Annotated in this window: 4 protein-coding genes; 2 read left to right on the forward strand and 2 right to left on the reverse strand. The window is 73.6% G+C overall.

All coding sequences use genetic code 11. The features are described from left to right. The first annotated feature begins 544 nt into the window (after positions 1-544). Positions 545-1,165: a GNAT family N-acetyltransferase gene (locus GTY56_RS41475; RefSeq protein WP_524540064.1), complete on the forward strand. Its 621-nt coding sequence runs from the start codon at positions 545-547 to the stop codon at positions 1,163-1,165. 33 nt (positions 1,166-1,198) lie between these two features. Here GTY56_RS41475 and GTY56_RS02150 read toward each other — a convergent pair whose 3' ends face one another. Then, the gene (locus tag GTY56_RS02150; RefSeq protein WP_161361884.1) at positions 1,199-2,566 is read right to left on the reverse strand and encodes a glycoside hydrolase family 26 protein; all 1,368 of its coding nucleotides are present in this window, start codon (positions 2,564-2,566) and stop codon (positions 1,199-1,201) included. Positions 2,567-2,720: 154 nt separating this feature from the next. On the opposite strand from GTY56_RS02150, the gene GTY56_RS02155 reads away from it, so the two are divergent. Further along, positions 2,721-2,930, forward strand: coding sequence for a hypothetical protein (locus GTY56_RS02155; protein WP_159029575.1), 210 nt, complete (start codon positions 2,721-2,723; stop codon positions 2,928-2,930). 49 nt (positions 2,931-2,979) lie between these two features. Here GTY56_RS02155 and GTY56_RS02160 read toward each other — a convergent pair whose 3' ends face one another. After that, complete coding sequence (locus GTY56_RS02160) at positions 2,980-3,786, reverse strand: chaplin (RefSeq protein ID WP_237524347.1); 807 nt, start codon at positions 3,784-3,786, stop codon at positions 2,980-2,982. Positions 3,787-3,931 lie beyond the last annotated feature (145 nt).

Below are 3,931 nucleotides of genomic sequence, written 5' to 3' on the forward strand. Positions count from 1 at the left end.
GGGCCACCGAGCGCGCCGGGCGCCCCGCCGCCGTGCCCGGCCCGGCCGTCGCCGCCGACACCCACGGGCAGCTGTGACCTACACCGCCCAGCTGGTCACCGACGAGCGGGACTTCGCGGGCCTGGCCGCCGACTGGGAGCGGCTGCACCGGCGGTGCGCGTCCGCCACCCCGTTCCAGAGCCACGCCTGGCTGCACTCGTGGTGGCAGTCGTACGGCGGGCGCGGCCGGCTGCGGCTGGTGCTGGTGCGGCACAGCGGTGCGCTCGTCGCGGCGGCGCCGCTGATGCGCGTACGGCGCCCGCTGCCGGCGCTGGTGCCGCTCGGCGGGGCGATCTCCGACTACGGGGACGTGCTGCTGGACGACGAGCACGGCGAGGGGGCACTGGCCGCGCTCACCGGCGCGCTCGCGGTCGCCGCCCGGGCCGCGCTGATCGACCTGCGCGAGGTGCGGCCGGGCGGCGCGGCCGAACAGGTCTACGAGCGGTGGGCCGGACCCCGCGGCCGGGTGGACGACTCGGTCTGCCTGGAGCTGCCGGCCGCGCCGATGGGCGAGCTGATCGCCCGGCTGCCGTCGAAGACCCAGCAGCGGCTGCGCGCCAAGCTGCGCAGGCTGGACGCGCTCGGCATCCAGCGCCACGTCGTCCCCCCCGGGGAGGTGGAGACGGCCCTGTTGCGGCTGCTGGAGCTGCACCGGTTGCAGTGGCAGGGCCGGAAGGTGACGTCGGAGCACCTGCGGACCCGGTTCCGCGAGCATCTGGTGCGGTCGGTCGGCCCGATGGTGCGCACCGGGAACGCGGTGGTCACCGAGTTCCGGCTGGACGACGAGGTCGTGGCCGTGGACGTGACGCTGCTGTCGCCCCGGCTCGCGGGCGGCTATCTGTACGGCGCCCATCCGGAGCTGCGCGCACGCAAGGCGGACGTGGCGGCGATGCTGCTCGACTCGACCGCCACCCACACCAAGGACGGCACGCCGACGACGCTGAGTCTGCTGCGCGGCAACGAGCCCTACAAGCACCACTGGCGTCCGCGGGTGGTGGTGAACCAGCGGCTGCTGCTGGCCCGGCGTCGCACGGCGCCGCTGCTGACGGCGGCGCTGTGCGACGCGGCGGTCCGGAGGCGGGGCAAGGAGCTGCTGCGGCGCCTGCGGGAACGCGGCGGGTCCTGACCGGGTCTCCGGCGGCAGGAGGGCACGTCCCGGCTAGCTCGTGCGCGACCACCAGTCGAGGCGCAGGCACAGTTTGCCGCCGATCCAGTACTCGACCCAGTCGCCGAGGCTCAGCGGCGAGCAGTTCGCCGGACGCTCCGGGGTGGGGGCCGGTGTCGTCGGCGCAGGGGTCGTGGGGGCCGGTGTCGTGGGAGCCGGTGTGCTGGGAGCCGGTGTGCTGGGAGCCGGTGTGCTGGGGGCCGGGTCCGGCCGGTCGTCGCGGCCGAAGAGGAAGGACCGGTAGATCTGGGAGGCCCGGGGGTTGTCGTCGCACTGCCAGACGCCGTGCGGGCAGTAGTCCGTGAGCGTCTGGTACAGCGGTTTGTGCTCGTCCATCCACGCGAGCATGCGCTTCATGTACTCGGGGTTGTCACCGTTGCGGAAGAGTCCCCACTCCGGGAACGAGATGGCCTTGCCGCGGGCCTTGGCGAACTCCACGTGGTGCTGGAGCCCGTAGGGTTCCTTCACCTGTTCGTCGAACGACATGCCGCGCGGCTGGTCGTAGGCGTCCATGCCGATGATGTCGACGGTCTCGTCCCCGGGGTAGCACTGTGTCCAGGGAACGGCGTCCCGGCCGCGGCTCGGGGTGAAGTCGAACCGGAACTTCTGGCCCGGCACCGAGCGCATGGTGGTGACGATCCGGTTCCAGTACTGCTTCCAGGCCTCCGGGTCCGGCCCGCAGCGGTGGGTGTAGGTGATGCCGTTCATCTCCCAGCCGAGCACCAGGACCGTGTCGGGCACCCCCAGCTCGACCAGCCGCTCGGCGAGCCGGCGGAAGTGGTGGTCGAACCGGCCTTCGGCGCCCTGGCGCAGGAGCCGGCGCACCTCCTGGTCCGGCACCCCCTCCTCGTTGCGCTCCATCATGGGCACGTTGAGGACGAGCAGCCGGTCGGCCCGCTCGCGACGCCAGTTCGCCCACACGTCGAGGAAGCCGGGGAGCCCCTCGATGTTGCTCCAGCGGTCGCCCGGCAGGTAGGTGTGCCCGACGCGCAGTTCGGCACCGCCGAGCCAGGTGCTGAGCTGGGCCATCCGGGCCACACCACGGGGCCCGTAGTCGAGGTAGGCGCCGAAGGCCGGGACGTGCGCGGCAGGAGCGGGGGAAGCGGTCGGGCCCGGGGAAGCCGAGGGTGCGGGCGATGCGGCCGGGGCGGCGGGCGATGCGGCCGGGGCGGCAGGCGCCGCCGGTGTGGCGGCGGGGACTGCCGGTGTGGCGGCGGTGGCCGGTGCGGGCGGCTCGGCGTACCGCGCCGGTCCGGCGCCCGCGGCGACCGTGTGACCGGACGTCAGCGCCGCCGCCGCGGCGACCGCCGCCGCGACGATCACCAGCCGCCGGGACCGTGCGCGTCGCTGCTGTGTGGCCATGGGCCGCCCCTCTCGCGTTCTCCTCCACTTACTGACACTCAGTCATATGAGAGGAATGCGCGCCACCGGCGCTGAGGCTTTCGAGTGGGGCGGTTCACCCGGCTGGCCCGGCAGAAGTACGCGGTTTCTGTTGTGAAATGCCTATTTTATTCCCATGACTCACATGAAGCGCACCGCCACGGTGCTTTCCAGCCTGGCCCTGAGCGTCGCCGTCCTCGGCGGCACCGCGGCCGCCTCGGACGCGGACCTCCTCTCCGAGGCCGGCGACCAGTCCACCTCCCGGGAGTGCAACGAGCACGACAGCCTGGGACTGACCCTGCTGGGCATCCCGCTGCTCGGCTTCTTCTTCCCGGACCAGTGCTGATCCCACCGGTTGCACGGGTGCCGGGCGCTCGCGTCCGGCACCCGCTGTGTCAGCGGTGGGACGCCGCCCGGCCCCGCCGGTACAGCACGACGCCGCTCACGATGAGCGCGGCACTGCCGGCCGCGGCCCCGAACAGGGCCTCGGCGCCGGTCTCGGGGAGACTGGGCGGCTGCTCCTGACCGCCGGGGGGCGGCGGGCTGTGGTGGCCACCCGGGGGCGTACCCGGAGGGGTTGACTCCTGGCCACCCGGTGGAGGTGTGTGCGGGGGCTCGGTCGGCGGCGGGGTGTTCGGGGGTTTCGTCGGGGGCGTGTGCGGGGGTTGGGTCGGGGGCGTCTGCGGAGGCTTCGTCGGAGGGGTGTCGCCGTAGCCGTAGCCACCGTCGTCGTCCCCGTAGCCACCGTCGCCGTGGGACCGGTCCCCGCCGTCACCGTGGGACCGGTCCTCACCGTCACCGCGGGGCCAGGCCGCGCCGTCACCGCGGGGCCAGGCCTCACCGTTTCCGTGGGACCGGTCCTCGCCGTGTCCGTGGAACGCGTCGTTGCCGCCGCCGTGCCCGGACGCCTCGTGGCGGTCACGCCCGTGGCCGCGGTCGCCCTGACCACCGTGGGTGTCCGCCCCGTTGGCACAGGAGTTGCCGAAGGCCGGGTTGAGCGCGGCGACGACGTCGACGGTGTTCCCGCAGGCGTTCACCGGTACGTCGACCGGCGCCTGGACGGTGTTGCCGGACACGGCGCCCGGCGAGCCCTTGGTGACTCCGTCGGCGGACGAGTCGGCGAGAGCGGCGCCGCCGCACAGGGACAGGATGCCTGTCGCAGCCGCTGCCGCGACCATTCCCCTGCTCAGGGTCTGTCGCAATCTCGTTGTCCTCCTGCTGGTAGAAGTGGGAAAGCCGGCCCCGGAACGAACGGTGTTGTCCCGGGGCCGGCCAGGTCGCAGCCGATGCTGCGCGCGCGTCAGCGCGTCAGTCGTTCTCGCACTCGTTGCCGAACGCCGGGTTCAG

Source organism: Streptomyces sp. SID5643 (assembly GCF_009872555.1).
Taxonomy (GTDB): domain Bacteria; phylum Actinomycetota; class Actinomycetes; order Streptomycetales; family Streptomycetaceae; genus Streptomyces; species Streptomyces iakyrus.

Coding starts and splice junctions, on each gene's coding strand:
- GTY56_RS41475 (WP_524540064.1), top strand. CDS start 545: ATGGGCGAGCTGATCGCCCGGCTGCCGTCGAAGACCCAGCAGCGGCTG.
- GTY56_RS02150 (WP_161361884.1), bottom strand. CDS start 2,566: ATGGCCACACAGCAGCGACGCGCACGGTCCCGGCGGCTGGTGATCGTC.
- GTY56_RS02155 (WP_159029575.1), top strand. CDS start 2,721: ATGACTCACATGAAGCGCACCGCCACGGTGCTTTCCAGCCTGGCCCTG.